This window comes from Rhodococcus sp. NKCM2511 (assembly GCF_014905595.1).
Lineage (GTDB): Bacteria > Actinomycetota > Actinomycetes > Mycobacteriales > Mycobacteriaceae > Rhodococcoides > Rhodococcoides fascians.
Genome location: NZ_BNHJ02000001.1, coordinates 1,793,864 through 1,809,408 on the forward strand (window position 1 = coordinate 1,793,864; position 15,545 = coordinate 1,809,408).

17 protein-coding genes are annotated in these 15,545 nt (G+C 65.6%); 3 read left to right on the top strand and 14 right to left on the bottom strand.

From position 1 onward, the window contains the following. Positions 1–107: 107 nt before the first annotated feature. From JLZ96_RS08210 to purL, 4 genes are all read right to left on the bottom strand, one after another. Positions 108–494, bottom strand: coding sequence for a sterol carrier family protein (locus tag JLZ96_RS08210; protein ID WP_032367488.1), 387 nt, complete (start codon positions 492–494; stop codon positions 108–110). A 6-nt stretch (positions 495–500) separates the two neighbouring features. Beyond that, on the bottom strand, positions 501–1,082 hold the full coding sequence (locus JLZ96_RS08215) for a CPBP family intramembrane glutamic endopeptidase (RefSeq protein ID WP_201010685.1): 582 nt from the start codon (positions 1,080–1,082) through the stop codon (positions 501–503). A 41-nt stretch (positions 1,083–1,123) separates the two neighbouring features. After that, positions 1,124–2,800, bottom strand: coding sequence for an alpha/beta-hydrolase family protein (locus JLZ96_RS08220; protein ID WP_230595216.1), 1,677 nt, complete (start codon positions 2,798–2,800; stop codon positions 1,124–1,126). Between the two features lie 131 nt (positions 2,801–2,931). Continuing rightward, positions 2,932–5,223, bottom strand: coding sequence for a phosphoribosylformylglycinamidine synthase subunit PurL (purL, locus tag JLZ96_RS08225; protein ID WP_032367486.1), 2,292 nt, complete (start codon positions 5,221–5,223; stop codon positions 2,932–2,934). 103 nt (positions 5,224–5,326) lie between these two features. On the opposite strand from purL, the gene JLZ96_RS08230 reads away from it, so the two are divergent. Then, the gene (locus JLZ96_RS08230) at positions 5,327–6,091 is read left to right on the top strand and encodes a nucleoside phosphorylase (RefSeq protein WP_236253859.1); all 765 of its coding nucleotides are present in this window, start codon (positions 5,327–5,329) and stop codon (positions 6,089–6,091) included. A gap of 166 nt (positions 6,092–6,257) precedes the next feature. On the opposite strand, the gene JLZ96_RS08235 is transcribed toward JLZ96_RS08230, so the two are convergent. Further along, entirely contained in the window at positions 6,258–7,532 is a 1,275-nt protein-coding gene (locus JLZ96_RS08235) for a M18 family aminopeptidase (RefSeq protein WP_201009823.1), read from the bottom strand. Positions 7,533–7,587: 55 nt separating this feature from the next. On the opposite strand from JLZ96_RS08235, the gene JLZ96_RS08240 reads away from it, so the two are divergent. After that, the gene (locus JLZ96_RS08240) at positions 7,588–8,478 is read left to right on the top strand and encodes a hypothetical protein (protein ID WP_201009824.1); all 891 of its coding nucleotides are present in this window, start codon (positions 7,588–7,590) and stop codon (positions 8,476–8,478) included. Between the two features lie 25 nt (positions 8,479–8,503). On the opposite strand, the gene JLZ96_RS08245 is transcribed toward JLZ96_RS08240, so the two are convergent. The 4 genes from JLZ96_RS08245 to purS form a co-directional block, all read right to left on the bottom strand. Beyond that, a complete protein-coding gene (locus tag JLZ96_RS08245; RefSeq protein ID WP_155288495.1) occupies positions 8,504–8,665 on the bottom strand; it encodes a hypothetical protein in 162 nt (53 codons plus the stop codon). Positions 8,666–8,853: 188 nt separating this feature from the next. Then, positions 8,854–9,204, bottom strand: a complete 351-nt coding sequence (locus JLZ96_RS08250) for a VOC family protein (RefSeq protein WP_201009825.1) — start codon at positions 9,202–9,204, stop codon at positions 8,854–8,856. A 34-nt stretch (positions 9,205–9,238) separates the two neighbouring features. Further along, the gene (gene purQ, locus JLZ96_RS08255; RefSeq protein ID WP_027495839.1) at positions 9,239–9,916 is read right to left on the bottom strand and encodes a phosphoribosylformylglycinamidine synthase subunit PurQ; all 678 of its coding nucleotides are present in this window, start codon (positions 9,914–9,916) and stop codon (positions 9,239–9,241) included. Then, positions 9,913–10,149: a phosphoribosylformylglycinamidine synthase subunit PurS gene (gene purS / locus JLZ96_RS08260; RefSeq protein WP_032371340.1), complete on the bottom strand. Its 237-nt coding sequence runs from the start codon at positions 10,147–10,149 to the stop codon at positions 9,913–9,915. The genes purQ and purS overlap by 4 nt, the downstream gene beginning before the upstream one ends. A gap of 100 nt (positions 10,150–10,249) precedes the next feature. On the opposite strand from purS, the gene JLZ96_RS08265 reads away from it, so the two are divergent. Then, complete coding sequence (locus tag JLZ96_RS08265) at positions 10,250–10,888, top strand: MBL fold metallo-hydrolase (protein ID WP_201009826.1); 639 nt, start codon at positions 10,250–10,252, stop codon at positions 10,886–10,888. On the opposite strand, the gene JLZ96_RS08270 is transcribed toward JLZ96_RS08265, so the two are convergent. The 5 genes from JLZ96_RS08270 to JLZ96_RS08290 all read right to left on the bottom strand — a co-directional run bounded on the left by JLZ96_RS08270 (position 10,885) and on the right by JLZ96_RS08290 (position 15,491). Beyond that, the gene (locus JLZ96_RS08270; protein WP_201009827.1) at positions 10,885–11,523 is read right to left on the bottom strand and encodes an LppP/LprE family lipoprotein; all 639 of its coding nucleotides are present in this window, start codon (positions 11,521–11,523) and stop codon (positions 10,885–10,887) included. The genes JLZ96_RS08265 and JLZ96_RS08270 overlap by 4 nt on opposite strands. A 182-nt stretch (positions 11,524–11,705) precedes the next feature. Next, positions 11,706–12,509, bottom strand: a complete 804-nt coding sequence (thiM, locus tag JLZ96_RS08275) for a hydroxyethylthiazole kinase (protein ID WP_201009828.1) — start codon at positions 12,507–12,509, stop codon at positions 11,706–11,708. Positions 12,510–12,692: 183 nt separating this feature from the next. Further along, positions 12,693–13,394 carry a DUF2334 domain-containing protein gene (locus JLZ96_RS08280; protein WP_032367942.1) on the bottom strand — a complete coding sequence of 234 codons (702 nt, stop codon included), beginning with the start codon at positions 13,392–13,394 and terminating at the stop codon, positions 12,693–12,695. A 55-nt stretch (positions 13,395–13,449) separates the two neighbouring features. Beyond that, a complete protein-coding gene (locus JLZ96_RS08285) occupies positions 13,450–13,959 on the bottom strand; it encodes a glutathione peroxidase (protein ID WP_027495833.1) in 510 nt (169 codons plus the stop codon). A 131-nt stretch (positions 13,960–14,090) separates the two neighbouring features. After that, positions 14,091–15,491, bottom strand: coding sequence for a cation:dicarboxylate symporter family transporter (locus tag JLZ96_RS08290; RefSeq protein ID WP_032371343.1), 1,401 nt, complete (start codon positions 15,489–15,491; stop codon positions 14,091–14,093). Between the last annotated feature and the right edge of the window lie 54 nt (positions 15,492–15,545).

Below are 15,545 nucleotides of genomic sequence, written 5' to 3' on the forward strand. Positions count from 1 at the left end.
GGGTCCGGGGCGGGGGGCCGTGCCCAGTCTACGGGCACACGGGCTGACACAACGCATCGTGTGTCCAGAAGATTCCCGGCGGTCGAACGGCCGCTGAAATCCGGCGGTCAGGTGATGGTCAGCAACGGCAACCAACGACCCACCTCGACGGCCCGGCTGCCGGACGCGTCGATCGAGCCGTCGCCGAGCGCCTCGGCAAAATCCCGGGTCCCGGTGGCCACCTGAAGCCATGTCAGAGCATCGGTTTCGACGACGTTCGGCGGGGTTCCTCTGGTGTGCCGGGGCCCGACGATGCACTGCACCGCGACGAACGGCGGCACCCGCACCTCCACCGACGACCCCGGCGCGTTCTGACCGAGAGTTCTGGCGGTGGTGCGCACGGCGGCGGCGATCTGTGCCCGCGGCGGCTTCTCGGCCTCGCCTCTGATCCAGCCCGCGACGGCCAGAACGGCCTCGCGCACCTCGGCGGGACCGACCTCCTTGTGCGGTGGCATCTCCGGTCAGCTCCTCTCACGTTCGGTAGCCGCGAGATGCGCCAACACGGCACCGCTCGCGTTGAGTGCGTAGTGCAGCGCAGCAGGGGCGAGCACACTGCCGCTGCGTGCCCGCAGCCACGAGAACACCACCCCGGCGACGGTCGTCGCGGCAACGGTCCCGGCCACCGAATCCCCGGCGGCGCGGGCGGGACGAATGTGCCACAGTCCGAAGAAGACCGGCGACACGGCAGGCGATGCCGCATCGAGCACACCGCGGAAGAGCAACTCCTCGGTCAGCACCGTCCCCACCGGAATCCGAAACAGCACCCATTCGGCGAGATCGTCCTCGGACGGTCGGACGCGTCGACGCAGTGCGGGTACGGCGGACACCACCGCAGACCCCAGGACGGGTAGGGCTGCCGCAGCCGCACCCCATTTCAGCCCGGATGCGGCGTTACGCAGGCCCAGCCGTTCGGCATTCGATCCCGACACCGCAGCCACAGCGACGGCGAACGACGCGTTGGCCACTGCCCGCCCGCGGGCTCCGAGCCCGGCCGCAGGCAGCACGTACGTGCTCCACGCCGTTGTCACGAGTCCCGTCAGAATGGGTCGTTCCGCGGGCTCCACTCCGGTTGCCAGTGCGGTTCTCACTTCTCGGGACCGTCACGTCCGGCGAATTGCTCCATGACGCCGCGCACTCGTTCGGTGTCGCGGTCGGTCCAGCCTTCGGGGGCGGCGACGGCCACCCAGCCGTCGAGCACGAGGGTTCCGTAGTTGTGACCGTGGCCGTCGGGGACGCCCGCGGCGTTGGTCAGGTCCGCTGCCACCTGCCAGAACGTCACCACCGGGAACCAACGCATGCTCGGCAGTCGGTCCGGCCCCGGCGGCTCGGACAGCCAGTCCGGGCGCTCGAACAGCAGGTCGGGTGACCACCAGACCACCGGATCCGACGCATGCTGGACGTACAGGATGCGCGGGGCGTACCAGGGCTGATCCTCCGGTGGGATGCCCGACGAATTGTCGGCGAAGCGAACCGTCAGGCCCTCGGAGTACACCGGCCGAACCTCGGGGCTGCCCGGATCACGCCTGCTGACGAACTGGCTCCAGATGCGGTTGTCGTTGGGCGGACCCACCCACAGGACGCCGTCGGTGGTGGCGCGGATGTCGGCCAACCCGTCGAACGCGCCTTCACCGGACTTCGTCCCCAGACTTTCGCCGTAGACGTAGAACTTGGGGCGGGTGGCCTCGGGCTCCTGCAGCCACCGGTCGTGCACCTTGTCGATCAGCGCCTTGCCTGCCTGGGCGGCTTTGTCGCCCTCGGCGATGAACGAGATCCAACTCGGCAGATACGAGTACTGGGAGGCGACGGTGGCGACATCGCCGTCGAACATCAGCTCCTCGGCCTCGACGGCGGTGGGGTTGACCCAGCCGGTGCCGGTGGTCGGCACGACGATGAGCGCTTTGCGCTGGAACGCGCCGGTGCGTTCGAGTTCGGCGACGACGATGTCGAGTCGTTCGTCCTGAGTCTCCGCGGTTTCCAGTCCGGCGTAGGCCCGAATGGGTTCGAGGCTCGGACGTCCGGTGGCCCGTTCCATCTCGTCGGCTCGCAGGCCGCTGGAGACGAAGTTGCGGCCCTCGAATCCGAGTGTGTCCCACGGTGCCAACGAATTCGGGCTACCCGACCTCTCGTCGGCGACGGGTTGTTCTGTGCCCTCTCGCGTTTCGTCGTTCTGCAGACTGAACACCGAGTTGGTCACCTCGGAGACCGCACGCAACAGCACACCCTGGACCAGGGCGACGACCAACACCACCAGAACGATCACGCCGAGTGCATTGGCCACCTCGCGCGGCATCTTCACGATGCGATTGATCTGACGGGCCAGCAACCGGACGACGTCGCGTAGCACCCGCGAGATCGAAATGAGCAGTGCGGCAATGGCAATGCTCAATGCTCCGGTGCGGAGGTACCCCGTCGTTGTGGTCCCCTCCGCGTCCATGAGCGCGGCGAGTTCACGCTGCCACTGCGCCGAGACCGCCAGCATGATCATCGACGCAGCGACGGCGACGACGAGTACGACCACCTTGACTGCGAGTTCGACCTTGCGCGGCAATGGCCACCACGAGCGCGAGGACAGCCACCATCGCGTCACCGCCCATCCCACGGCCACCCCGAAGGCGTACCCGATAGCCGAGTTGATGCCGCCGATGATGCCTTGGAACAGCCATCCACGAGGCAGCAGCGACGGCGTCAGCGACCAGCAGAAGAACAACGCGCTGAACGCGATTCCGGTGAAGTCCAGACGCAGCAGGCCCCACGACCACATGACGAACGGATGCTTCTCCGGCGACGGAGCCGAGAACTCCACCGTCGGAAAGTGATACCGATGATGCTGATCCTGCTCGAGTGTGGGCTCGGTCCCCCTTCGACGCTCCGATACCTGTCCCCCCACCTCGGTCAGCCGAAGAGTCTGGGAAGAGTGCTCTCGAACGTCTCCCGCAGTTCCGTCATCGGCACGGAGAACTGCCCCTGGACCTCGATCGAATCCGAGCCCTCGTCGACGACGCCGACGCGCGCCCATGGAAGTCCACGTGCGGTGCACATGCCGGTGAACCGGGTCTCCTCGGTGCGCGGCACGGCGACCAGCACCCGGCCGGAGGATTCGGAGAACAAGGTCACGAACGGATCTGCGCCCTCGGGAACGATGATGCGGCAACCGGTTTCGCCGGCCAAGGCTGCCTCGACGACGGCCTGAGCGAGACCACCCTCGGACAGGTCGTGTGCAGCCGAGACCAGGCCGTCGCGGGAGGATGCGAGCAGGATGTCTGCCAACAACTGCTCCCGAGCGAGATCGACCTTCGGCGGAACGCCGCCGAGGTGATCGTGCTCGACCTGCGCCCAGATGGACCCGTCGAACTCGTCGTGGGTCTCCCCCAGCAGGATGAGTGTCTCGCCGGGCTCGAGGCCGAGCCCGGTCGGGATGCGGCGATGGACGTCGTCGATGACGCCCAGCACTCCGACCACGGGGGTCGGCAGGATCGGCTCCGCGCCGGTCTGGTTGTAGAAGCTGACGTTGCCGCCGGTGACCGGGATGCCGAGGGTGACACACCCGTCCGCCAAACCGCGTACGGCCTGCTGGAACTGCCACATGACACCCGGGTCCTCCGGCGAACCGAAGTTCAGGCAGTTGGTGACGGCCTTGGGAGTGGCGCCGGTGACCGCGACGTTGCGGAACGCCTCGGCCAGAGCCAGCTGCGCGCCCTGGTACGGGTCGAGTGCGGTGTAGCGGCCCGACGCGTCGGTGGCCAAAGCGATTCCGCGACCGGTCTTCTCGTCGATGCGGATGACGCCTGCATCGGCGTTCTCTGCCAGCACGGTGTTGCCGCGGACGTAGCGGTCGTACTGCTCGGTGATGAATCGGCGGCTGCACAGCTGCGGCGAGCCGATCATTTTGAGCAGAGTGGCCTTCAGCTCGTCCGCGGTTTCCGGACGCTTCAGCGACGCCGTGCTGTTCGCGATCAACGCGTCCTGGGTGTCCGGGCGCTGCACCGGACGGTTGTACACCGGGCCTTCGTGCGCAACGGTTTTCGGCGGTACGTCGACGACGGTATCGCCGTGCCAGGTGATCTGGAGGTGCTCGCCGTCGGTGACCTCACCGATGACCGTGGCCAGGACGTCCCACTTCTTGCAGACGGCCATGAATGCGTCGACGTTCTCGGGGGTCACCACGGCGCACATGCGCTCCTGGGATTCGCTCGAGAGCACCTCGGCCGGAGTCATGCCGGTGGCGCGCATCGGCACCTTGTCGAGCTCGATGTGCATGCCACCACTGCCGGCGGACGCAAGTTCCGATGTGGCGCAGGACAACCCGGCACCACCGAGGTCCTGGATGCCGACGACGAGCTTGTTCGAGTACAACTCGAGGCAGGCTTCGATGAGCACCTTCTCGGTGAACGGATCGCCCACCTGAACCGCGGGAAGCTTCTTGCGGCCCCCACCGGTCTCGTCACCGTCGAAGGTCTCCGACGCGAGCACGGACACGCCACCGATGCCGTCGAGACCCGTTCGTGCACCGAACAGAATGATCTTGTTACCCAGGCCCGACGCGAACGCCAGGTGCATGTCCTCGACCCGCATGACGCCGGCACACAGGGCGTTGAGCAGCGGGTTACCGGCGTAGGAGGCGTCGAACACCGTCTCGCCGCCGATGTTCGGTAGGCCGAGGGAGTTTCCGTACCCACCGACGCCTGCGACGATGCCGCTCAGGACACGGCGCGTATCGGGTGCATCGGCAGCACCGAATCGCAGCTGGTCCATGACGGCGATCGGGCGAGCGCCCATGGCCATGATGTCGCGGACGATGCCGCCGACGCCCGTCGCCGCACCCTGGTAGGGCTCGACGTACGACGGGTGATTGTGGCTCTCGACCTTGAACGTGACGGCCCAGCCGTCGCCGACGTCGACGACGCCCGCGTTCTCGCCGATACCGGCGAGCATCGGCTTGCGCATCTCGTCGGTGGTGGTCTCGCCGAAGTACTTCAGGTGCACCTTCGAGGACTTGTACGAGCAGTGCTCGCTCCACATGACGGAGTACATCGCCAATTCGGCGTCCGTGGGGCGGCGGCCGAGGATTTCCTTGATGCGGACGTATTCGTCGTCCTTGAGTCCGAGTTCCTTGTACGGCTGCGCAACGTCGGGGGTGGCGACGGCGTTCGAGACAGTGTCTGTGGGTACAGAGCTAGCGGACACGAGGAATAGGTCCCTTCGATGGAGCGAAATGCCAGGGAGAGTCTATAAGGTGCCGCCGACATGTACGGCATCGGACGTATCGGCCTCGTGCGAACATCACCTGATGGACATTGCACTGACCGAGGACGATCTGGACGAAACGGGCGTCATCGACCCGTCGATGGTGGCCAAGGGAGTCGACGTACCGCCGAAAGCCGTCGTCTGTTTCTTCGCCGAGGTGATCGAGAGCATCTGCGCGAAAGGCGACGCCCGAGTGGTGTCGATCATGCGCTCCGAGCACGGCGAACACCCCGTCTACGAGATCGAACGAGACGGACAGAAACTTGCCGTCTTCCATCCCGGCGTCGGCGCGCCACTGGCCGCCCTGTTCCTCGAAGAAGCCATCGCCATGGGCTGCACGCAGTTCGTCGCCGTCGGCGGTGCCGGGGCGCTGTCCGACGACTTGGGCATGGGACACGTCATGGTCGTCGACAGCGCCGTCCGCGACGAGGGCACCTCGTTCCACTACCTGCCGCCGGGCCGAGTGGTCGACGCCGATCCCGCCGGAGTGGCCGTACTCCAGTCGGTACTGACCGACGCCGGCATCGACTTCGTCACCGGCCGCTCCTGGACCACCGATGCGCTCTACCGCGAGACCCGCGGCCGAGTCTCGCGCCGCGTCGAGGAAGGCTGCCGCACGGTCGACATGGAGGCGTCGGCCTTCTGCGCAGTCGCCCGATTCCGTGGAGTCCGATTCGCGCAACTGCTGTACGCGGGAGACTCCCTGGCCGCCGACTGGGATCACCGCGGCTGGACCAAGGCAACAACGGTGCGCGAACAGTTGTTCTGGCTCGCTGCCGACGCCTGCCTGCAACTCGATCCGGTCTAGGTCCTCGGGTCGCTGGTCTCGGGTTCGCTTCCGGGTCTCTGGTTCACCCCCCCCGGATTTCGCAAACGCGCGCGCGTTTGCCGAACGCGCGCGAAACAGCCCCGGAATCGGGCACGAATCCGCGCGCACCTGACAATTGCGCGCGCGTTTGCGACGCCGATCTGGCTCAGGCAGGGGCGAGGAAAGCCGCCAACGCGTCGGCGTATGCCTTCACGTCGCCGGCTCCCATCAACTCTCGGGACGAGTGCATGGCGAGTTGCGCTGCGCCGACGTCGACCGTCGACAACCCGGTGCGCGACGCGGTGATCGGTCCGATGGTCGATCCGCACGGTAGATCCGCGCGATGAACGTAGCGCTGCAACGGTACGTCGGCTTGCTCGCATGCCAGTGCGAATGCACCGGCACCGGCGGAATCGGTTGCGTAGCGCAGGTTTTGGTTGACCTTGAGCACCGGTCCGCCGCCGAGTTCGATGCGATGTGCAGGCTCGTGGCGATCCGGGTAGTTCGGATGCGTCGCGTGCGCCATATCGCCCGAGGCACAGATGGATCCGGCCATCGTGCGCAAAAATTCCTCACGACCGCCGCCGCGCCCGAGCACGATGCGTTCGAGCACGGTGCTGAGCAGGTCCGAGAACGCGCCGCGGTCGGACATACTGCCGACTTCCTCGTGGTCGAACAGTGCCAGCACCGGAGTGACGTCGGTCGGATTCTCCACTGCCGCAAGCAAAGCCTGCGTTCCGGCGTAACACGTGCCCTGGTTGTCCAGACGCGGCGCACTGACCAACTCGGATTCGACGCCCACCACCGCGCTGGGCGCCAGGTCGTGTGTCATCAGTTCCCAGCCCAGCACCGAACCGGGATCGACGCCTTCGCGGTCGGCGACGTAGGAGATGAACGATCGTGGCGAGTTACCCACGCCCCAAATGGCATTGACGTGCCGCTGCGGATCGAGCGTGACGCCTTTGCGGTCCTCGGACAGGTGGATCGCCAGCTGCGGAACGCGGAGGATCGGCTCGTCCACCTTGACGAGCACCTCGCGAGCGGTGTTGCCGTCGCGCACGCTGAGCCGGCCGGAGATACCCAGGTCGCGATCGAGCCAGGAGTTCAGCCAGGCACCGCCGTACGGCTCCAGGCCGACCATCTGCCAACCCGCCGATTCGAGATCGGGATGCTGCTTCACCCGGAGATTGGGGCTGTCGGTGTGTCCGCCGACGATGCGGAAGGGGCCCTCACGCTCGGTGCTCCAGGCAACGAGTGAGCCGCCGCGGATCAGGTAGTAGCGGCCCGCTTCCGTCGGCCAGGCATCGGTCTCGTCCAGACGCACGAATCCGGCGTCCTCGAGCTGCACCGACACCGTCCGACACACATGGAACGGGGACGGCGAGACGTCGACGAAGTTGCAGAGACCGGCAGCAGAGGCAGAGGACGACATGGGAACCATTGTGTCAGCCGCCGCGTCGAACACCCCGAGAGCACACACCGACCGGGGGAGAAACATGAAGATCGAGCCGACACCGAACCAACACGTCGCTCACGCAACCACACTCGCCATCGTTCGAATGAAAACGATCGAAGCATTTCGTACCCGCGGAATGGTGGTGCACCGTGAGGATGCGACCACGCTCGGCGCGGAGTCGGGTGCACGCTTCCCGCTCGACAACGTGTTCGCCCGCTGCTCGGGTGCGCCCCGGTCGGCGTGGGACAGCATCATCGGCGGCCATGTCCAGGTCATGATCGAGGCGATGCGCGAGTCCGCTCCGGCGTTCATCGCAGGCCTGTCCGACGACGAGTTCCATTCGAAACTCCGTGAACGCGTCGTCGCGCCGTGCGTGTTGGAATCGATGGGTTCGTACAGTTATTCGGTTCCCCTGCTCGCGGCACCCGATGCGCCGAGGCGGGTGTTGAATCTGTCGTCTCCGAATCGAGCTCTGACGTTGTCCGACAGTCACCTCGAGGGGCGCGACATCGACGCTGCGTGGGCTGCGGGTCGCAAGAACACTGCGGCGATCGAGTTCGAGGGAGCGCAGTTGCTCGAACGCGAGGGGGTCTGCATCGAGGTGCTCGACGGCGATTCGATCTATCTCGCGTCGAAGATCGCCGATATGACCACGTTGATTTCGTCGCATCTGGGCGAATGCCTGTACGGCGTACTCTTCGCCGTCCCCAACGCGTACGAATTCGCCTTTCACCGGCCCCGCGACGCCGACGACGCAGTCGCGGCAGCCACCGCACTCGCCGAGCTGGCCGACGTGTTCTCTCGCGATACACCGAGCCCACTGTCGCGCTCGGTGTTCTTCTGGCGAGACGGCGAGTATTGCGACGTGACGCACGGGCCTACGGGTATCTTCACCTCAGCTTTGACCGAACTACGCGCACGCGCGGCCTGACTGCGAACACATGCCGACAGACCCGCTATTCAGGCGGCGGAGTGGTCGGTCGTCCCGCTGCAGCGTCGCGAATCCAGTCGGGTACGGGTTGATGATCGCGTTCGGCCATGGTGATGTACGCGCGGGCAGCGGCAGCGGCGACCGTTGGCCGTGGTGCTTTGATGTTGCGTTCGTCGGTGGTGGTCATCGCGGGTCCTCCTGCTCGCTCTCGCCGTCAGTGTCCTCGGTTTCGCGCGGTTGCGCCAGTGCGCGACGTGCAGACCGGCCCGCAACGGCCATCAGCACCTTGCGTCGATGCTGGCGATGAGAGCGACCCCGACGACGGCCAGAACGCCGACGACGAGGGTCACCCACGATTGGGCGGGCATCCGCCGCTCAGTGCGCCCCGGATACGCAGAACACGTTGCCGTCGGGATCGCTCAGCGTCACCCAGCGAAAGTCACCCATGGTGTGCTGCTGGATCTCGGTCGCACCCGACTCGACCAGCCGAGAGACCTCGTCGTCGAGGTTCTCGGCGGTCATGTCGAGGTGGAGGCGGTTCTTACCCGGCGACGGGTCGTCGACCTTCTGGAAGGCCAGTCGATACGGGGCCGAAGCGAGTGCGACGACGTAGAACCAGCCGTCGTTCTCCTCGACGATCGATCCGTCGACCTGTGAGGCCCACCAGCGAGCGAGCGGGCCCGGGTCGGTGGAATCGAACGTGATCATGCCCAGGGTCAGTGTCATGGCGGAAGATTAGACCCACCCACCGACACGAAAATCAGGCGTTGACGATCGCGTCCAGTGCCGAGTAGAAGATGCCGAGCCCGTCGTCGCTCGGGCCGGTCAACGGCTCGGTGGCGTGCTCGGGGTGGGGCATCAGGCCGACGATCCGACCGTTTGCCGACGAGATTCCGGCGATACCGCGCTGCGACCCGTTGGGGTTGCTCCCGCTGTAGCGGAACACGACGCGGCCTTCACCTTCGAGCTCGTCGAGCACGCTCTGCGATGCCTGGAATCGGCCCTCGGCGTTCTTGACCGGAATCAGGATCTCGGCATCCTGCTCGTATCGCGACGACCATGCCGTGCCGGCATTCTCGACCTTCAACCACTGGTCGCGGCACACGAAATGCAGGCCCTCGTTGCGCGTCAACGCTCCGGGAAGCAGTCCGACCTCGCACAACACCTGAAAACCGTTGCAGATACCCAGGATCGGCATCCCGCCCTCTGCCGCCTTGACGACGGACTCCATCACGGGAGCGAAGCGGGCGATCGCACCGGCCCGCAGATAGTCGCCGTACGAGAATCCGCCGGGGACGACGATGGCGTCGACGTTCTTCAGATCGGCGTCGGCGTGCCACAGGCTGACGGCCTCGCCGCCGGCGAGAGTCACGGCGCGGGATGCGTCGACGTCGTCGAGAGTTCCGGGGAACGTGATGACTCCTACGCGGGCGCTCATGAGATGCGGGTCACTTTCCAGTCCTCGATCACCGTGTTGGCGAGCAGCGATTCGGCAATCTTCTCGAGTTCGGCGTCGTCGACGGAATCGTCGATCTCCAGCTCGAAGCGCTTGCCCTGACGCACATCGGACACACCGGAGATTCCCAGCCGGCCCAGCGCACCTGCGATGGCCTGACCCTGCGGATCGAGAATCTCGGCCTTGGGCATGACATCGACTACGACTCGGGCCACGAAAGCGCTCCTTGAAATACGTACAGCAAGACAGTTACCGGCAGGTGGGAGTCTACGCAGCCCTGGCCAGCGGAGCGAAACCGCGCTTACTGTGGAGTGCATGCGGCTGACACACTTCGGACATTCCTGCGTTCTGGTCGAACTCAACGGCACCACGGTGCTGTTCGATCCCGGCACGTTCTCTCACGGATTCGAGGGCATCACCGGACTCGACGCCATCCTGGTCACTCACCAGCACCCGGATCATGTTGATCTGCAGCGACTTCCCGCGCTTCTCGACGCCAATCCCCGCGCCGAGCTGCATGCCGATCCCATGACGGCAGGCCAGCTCGGAGGGAAATGGATCGCTGCCTCGGCGGGCAAGGACTTCTCCGTGGGCGGCATCACCGTCACCGGAGTCGGCGGGACGCACGCCGTCATCCATCCGGAACTGCCGGAGATCGACAACACCGGTTACCTTCTCGGCACTCCCGAGAACCCGGGGCAACTGTTCCATCCGGGTGACTCGTTGTTCGTTCCCGAGCAACAGGTCGAGGTACTGGCACTGCCCGCGGCAGCACCGTGGTCGAAGCTGTCCGAGACGGTCGAGTTCCTGCGTGCGGTGGCCCCGAGAATGGCCTTCCCCATCCATCAGGCCGTCGTCGCGGAACAGGCGAGGGGCATCTACTACGGCCGATTCAAGGACATGTCCGACGCCGAAATCCGCGAACTTCCCGAGGAATCGTCCGTCTCGATCTAGCCGGTGACCTCGGGCGGGAGGGTGCCGATCATGGTCACTTGCGTTCCGTCCCACTGGTAGTCGATCGTCGCAGGTCCGCCGGTCGGGTTCGCATTGGCGTCACCGGCGAGTGGCCAGCGGTAGTTCACTGTGATCGTGTCGGCGGATTGCGCCGCCACCGACGTGAACCCGTACGGCTCCAGCGTCGCGGTGCCGAGGTACTCGGCGTCGTGGAAGAAGAGCAGATGTGTCGGCGAGCTCACCGTTGCCCCGGACGGCAGGGCTTCGACCCAGGTGAACGACGCACAGGGATCGCCCATGTCGGTGGCGACCCACGGTGAATCTGCGAACACGAGCGGCAGCGAGTCCACGGCCTGCGGTACCGGCCCCCACGTCAGATCCAGGCACAGTGGCTCGGCTTCCGACGGACCCATGGGGACCAGGTCGCTGGCCTCCTCCGGTGGCGTCCGCTGCGGCTGCGTTCCCTCGGTCACGGTGGCCGGGTCGGGTGTCACCGGTGCCGGACTTGTCTGGGTGGTTGCCTGGGTGGTCGCCGGAACGGCCGAGGACGGTGCTGCCGACGGCGTTCCATGCTCCGATCCGCCGCACGCGACGAGAGCTGTTGCACCGACCGCGAGGAGCAGAAGTCGTTTCATGAAGACCGCCTGGTTCGTATTGTCCGACGCCAGGTATGTCCCCTCGCAAACGCGTTCCGTTACATCACATTTCGATCAAGGGGTCGTTACATTCACGGCGCAGGCGATTGTTGCTCCACTCCCCGCCCGGTCCGCGGTATTTCAGCGGAAGCCGCCACAGAGTGGAGCGCCAGTTGCACTCGTCAGTCGAGCCGAACCAATTCGCGTAGCGCGGACTCGTCCACCGCGTCGAGTCCGTCCAAGAATGCAGCGGCGAAGGTACCCGGACGCGACGTCGACCGAGCCGCAATCTCCGACGCGACCGCCACGTGCGCGTGCGCGGCGGCGGCACCGATCAACGCAGACGGAGAAACGGAACAGTACGCAGCCGTCAGCGCACCCAACGCGCATCCGGTGGCTGTAACTCGTTGCAGCAGTGCGCTTCCGCCGCCGATCTTCACCGTCGAGCCTTGCGCGAAGATGTGATCGACCTCCCCCGAGGCCGCTACGACCTCGGCGCGGTCGAGGAGAGAACGCGCCGCGTCGACGGAATCCGCCACGTGCGCAGACGAATCCACACCCCGCGATCCACCCTCAGCGCCCGCGAGTCCCATCACCTCGGAAGCATTCGCGCGAATCACGCTGGGCCGGTTGGCAAGTAGTTCCACGGCGACCTGGGTTCGCCACGGCAGCCCGCCCGCTCCCACCGGATCGAGTACCCACGGCTTCCCCGCTGCTCGCGCGGCAGCGGACGCCAGACGAGAACTTTCCACCTGCGCGGCCGTCGGAGTTCCGAGATTGACCAGAACCGCGTCGGCGATCTCGGCGAAGCCGGCCGCTTCCTCCGGATTGTCGACCATCGCCGGAGCCGCACCTGCCGCGAGCAGGGCGTTGGCGACGAATTGCACCGACACCGTATTGGTCAGACACTGCACCAGCGGATTGCGATCACGCAGCAGTCGATGCGCGGCAACGACGTCGTTCAGGGTCACACTCGAGGCATTCATCGCTGTCGAGTCTACGACCGCTCCCACCCCGTTCGCGTCAATGGACCACCCCACCCCCTTCGGATCAATGCGCCTTTCTTGCAATCTGAGTGACTGAAAGCCACATTGATCCCAATTGGAGGTACAGAGCAAGCCGGGGGCGGGGCGGGGGTTGGGGCGGGGCGGGGGTGAGGCAGCGAGGAGTCAGGCCACGCGAGTTTTGGTGCGCGGGATCCATTCGTAGACTCCCGCTGCGGCGTTGTGGTGCAGGGAGAGGTCGATGGCATCGAGGATTGCCTGTCGGGGCGCGGGGCGTCCGAGTTGTTTGGCGCTGATGGCCAGGCGCACCACTCCCCCGCGTCGGGCGGTGCGGCCGGCCCCAAGTACGAGTGCTTTGAACCACCAGGGTTCGGCTTTGAAGCCTTCGCCGATTCCCCAGACCCGGGCGCGGATGGTGCCGTCGCGGTCGAGGTCGTGAATACCGTTGAGTGAGGCGATCATTCGGAATCCTGCATCCGGGAGCGCCTCGATGGCTCCGGGTGAGGCGATCCAGCGCGGAGCGGCGAACACTCGGGTACGCAGGCCGGTCTGTTCCATGACGCGGTCGGCGGCCATCAAACGCAGTCGAGCTTCGTGACGCGGCAGTGCAGAGAATTCGGAGCGTCGACGCTTCGTCGCGGCCTGGTCGTAGCCGTGCAGAACGATGGCGTCGCCTCCGTCGCGTCGCGTCCGCAGCCATTCCTGGGTGGGCACGTCGGCTGCGAGACGGTATTTGTCTTTCAGGCGCGGTGCGACGAGCAGCGACAGCGGGACGCCCCGTCCGTCGAGTTCTCGCGCGAACTCGGCGGCGTGCTCGTAGGTGTCGTTCTTGATTCCGCTCACCGACACGATCAGGCGTCCAGACATGACTCGAGCCTCGCACACCAGCGTGAACGAGGCTCGACGTCGATGCAGACAGAAGCTAAACGGCGATCGTTTCCTTCGGCAGGATCTTGTCGATCGCGGCGAGGACCTCGGGTGCGTCCGGCTCGGTGCGCGGGCGGAACCGGTTGGTGACGACGCCATCCGGGGAGATCAGGAACTTCTCGAAGTTCCACTGAACGTCTCCGGCGGTGCCGTCGGCGTCCTCGGTCTTGGTCAGTTCGGCGTAGAGCGGGTGCCGGTTGTCACCGTTGACGTCGACCTTCTCGGTCATCGCGAACGTGACGCCGTACGTGGTGGAGCAGAAAGTTTCGATTTCTTCGGCGGTGCCGGGCTCTTGGCCACCGAACTGGTTACACGGCACCCCGACGACCGACAGGCCACTGGCGGAGTACTCGTTGGCGAGCTTCTCCAGCTTTTCGTACTGCGGGGTCAGTCCGCACTTGGATGCGACATTGACCACGAGGACGGCCCGTCCGGCGTACTCGTCGAGCGAGGTGGGCGCACCACCCAGCGTGTTGATGCCGATGTTCTGAACTTCAGTCATCACCCGAACTTACCTGTGAGTACCGACAGAATGGAACCGACGTACAAAAGCAAGTACGACCCCGCTGGTGGCAGGGCCGTACTTGCGTTCTTCCGAACCGGGCGACGGGGGGATGCGCGTCGCCCGGCAGGTTCTTATGCCTTGGCGGCGTTCTTTTCGATGATGACCTGCTTGTCGGCGGGCCGGTCGTCCTCGGGGAGGTGGTCGTCGACCATGGTCTCCTCGTCGAACGGGTGCTTGCCGTCGAGCACCTCGGTGACTCGGGCGGCGTCGATCGTCTTGGTCCACGTACCGACCAACAGAGTGGCAACGGCGTTACCGGAGAAGTTGGTGACGGCGCGAGCCTCGGACATGAACCGGTCGATTCCGACGATGAGCTGAACACCGTCGAGCAGTTCCGGGCGGTGGCTCGACAGGCCGCCGGCGAGCGTCGCCAGGCCTGCTCCGGAGACTCCGGCTGCGCCCTTGGAGGCGATGATCATGAACAGCAGCAGCGAGAACTGCTCCCCGATGGAGAGCGGCATGTTCATGGCGTCGGCGATGAAGATCGAGGCCATGGTCAGGTAGATCGCGGTGCCGTCGAGGTTGAACGAGTAACCGGTGGGGACGACGATGCCGACGGTGGTGCGCTCGACTCCGACGTGCTCCATCTTGGCGATCAGACGCGGCAGGGCCGATTCGGAGGACGACGTGGCAACGATGAGCAGGTACTCCCGGGCCAGGTACTTGACCAGCTTGAAGATCGAGAAGCCGGAGACGAACTTGAGAATCAGGCCGAGGAAGAAGAAGACGAAGATGAAGCAGGTGATGTAGAAGGCCAGCATCAGAGTGCCGAGCTGAATCACTGCGTCGAAGCCGGTCTTGCCGACGACACCGGCGATGGCACCGAAGGCACCGATCGGGGCGAGCCACAGGATCATCGTCAGGATGCGGAAGACGAGCTTCTGTACTGCGCCGATGCCCTTGAGGATGCCTTCACCCTGCTTGCCCATGGCCTGCAGTGCGAAACCGACGAGGATGGCGACGAACAGCGTCTGCAGAACAGAACCGGCCGTCAGCGACGAAAGCAGCGATGTCGGAATGATCCCGGCGATGAAGTCCATCGTCCCGCCGGCCTCGTGGGCGGTGTCGGCGAGCTTGAGTCCGGCGTCGTTCGGCGTGATGTTCAGGCCGTCACCGGGCTTGATGAGGTTGCCGACAACCATGCCGATACCGAGGGCGATGGTCGACATGCCGATGAAGTAAGCGAGCGCCAGGCCGCCGACTCGGCCGACGCTGGCTGCGGCGCGTACCGATCCGATGCCGAGGACGATGGTGCAGAAGATGACCGGGCTGATCATCATCTTGATCAGGCTGACGAAGAGCGTGCCGAGGATCGACAGGTCGGACGCGAAATCCTTGGCCACCAGCCCGACGATGATGCCGGCGATGACGGCGATGATCACCGCGATGTAGAGCCAGTGCGTTCTGTCGCGCTTCTTCTTCGGCTCGGACGACGGATTGTCGTTCCGCTCAGCGTCGGTGCTGATAGTCATGGACGTTCCTTAGTGTTCCGGTGGTGCGTGAATGTGGCTGGTGGCTTCGTGATC